Genomic DNA, 1438 nt, shown 5'->3' with positions numbered 1-1438 from the left:
GAGCAATCGTCAAGACTGGTGTACGCGGGTCGGGCGGCATGATCAGGCGGCCAGCGCTTGAGGAGCCGGTGTGCTTTCTATCACCGGAGTGCCGTCCTTGAAGGGAATGCCCTTCAGAAGCGGTTCGATCCTGTCGACGCCGCGGATCTTCCGCCAGGTCTGCTCGGCCGCTTCGATCAGCTTGAACGCCATCGCGAGGAAGGTCGAGCGCGACAGACAGTTGCGCGTGCGGCTCGTGCGATGGCGCACCGTCGCGAACGTCGATTCGATCGGATTCGTGGTCCGCACGTGCTGCCAGTGTTCGGCCGGGAAGTCGTAGAACGCGAGCAGTGCGTCGCGGTCTTTCGTGAGCTTCTCGACGGCCTTTGGGTACTTGGCCGCGTACGCGTCGACGAACTGGTTGAACGCGGCGATTGCGTCGGCTCTTGTCGCGGCATTCCAGATCTCGGCGAGCGCCGCCTTGGCCTTGCCGTGCTGCGATTTGGGCATGACGTTGAGAATGTTGCCGATCTTGTGGAACCAGCAACGCTGGTGCCGTGTCTGCGGGAACACCTCTTCAAGCGCCGCCCACAGCCCCATCGCGCCGTCGCCGACGGCAAGCAGCGGCGGCGCCTGCAGACCTCGCTTCTTCAGGTCGAGCAGCAGCTCTTTCCAGGATTCCTTCGATTCGCGATAACCGTCGTTGAGCGCCACGCGCTCCTTACCGCCGTCCGGTTTCACGCCAATGATCACCAGCAGGCACTGCCCGTCCGAATCCTCTGCGCGGGCTTGCGTATGGATGCCGTCGGCCCACCAGTAGACCCAGCGCGAGGCCGACAGGTCGCGCTTGTTCCACTTCTCGTACTCTTCTGACCAGGCGGCCTTCAGGCGGCTCACGACGCTCGCTGACAGCCCTTTGGCTTGCTCGCCGAGCAGCTCGGACAGTGCGTCGCCCATGTCACCGGTTGAGACGCCTCGCAGGTACAGCCACGGCAGCGACGATGACACGCGCGGCGACTTGCGCACATAAGGCGGCACGATCGTCGAATTGAACTTGATGCCGGAGCCCGAACGATCGCGGACCTTCGGCACCTGAACGGGCACCGGGCCGACTGCCGTGACGATCTCGCGCTCTGGCAGGTAGCCGTTGCGCACGACCGCGCGCCGGCCATCGATCGTCTTCACATTCGAATACTGCTCGAGCATTGCCGCCAGTTCCGCCTCGATTGCCTGCTGGATGATCCGCCGCGCGCCTTGCTGGATCAGATCATCCAGGCCGGGCGTACCCTTGATGTCTGCTTCTGCTGTTTGACTGCCGCTCGTATCCTGCGTATGTTTCGCCATGGTGGTGGAGTTCGATCGAGGAAGTGTTACCGTGAGAAGCAACATTCTCCTTCAATTGCCACCGCCTTCTCCTGCCTCATCCCTACGCCGCGTACACCACTTTCAACGATAGCTC

The 1438-nt window shown here is 62.8% G+C and carries 1 protein-coding gene; it reads right to left on the bottom strand.

Annotated elements, in window-relative coordinates; genetic code table 11:
* Positions 1-42: 42 nt before the first annotated feature.
* Positions 43-1323, bottom strand: coding sequence for an IS256 family transposase (locus tag L5014_RS38480; protein WP_420800213.1), 1281 nt, complete (start codon positions 1321-1323; stop codon positions 43-45).
* Between the last annotated feature and the right edge of the window lie 115 nt (positions 1324-1438).

Origin of the sequence: Paraburkholderia tagetis, from assembly GCF_022213065.1 — a bacterium.
Lineage (GTDB): Bacteria > Pseudomonadota > Gammaproteobacteria > Burkholderiales > Burkholderiaceae > Paraburkholderia > Paraburkholderia tagetis.
The sequence above is the reverse complement of the archived record's forward strand: the minus strand, read 5'-3'. Positions and strand labels throughout refer to the sequence as shown.

Excerpts from the sequence above, each read along its gene's own strand:
- L5014_RS38480 (WP_420800213.1), bottom strand. The coding sequence starts at position 1,323 with ATGGCGAAACATACGCAGGATACGAGCGGCAGTCAAACAGCAGAAGCA.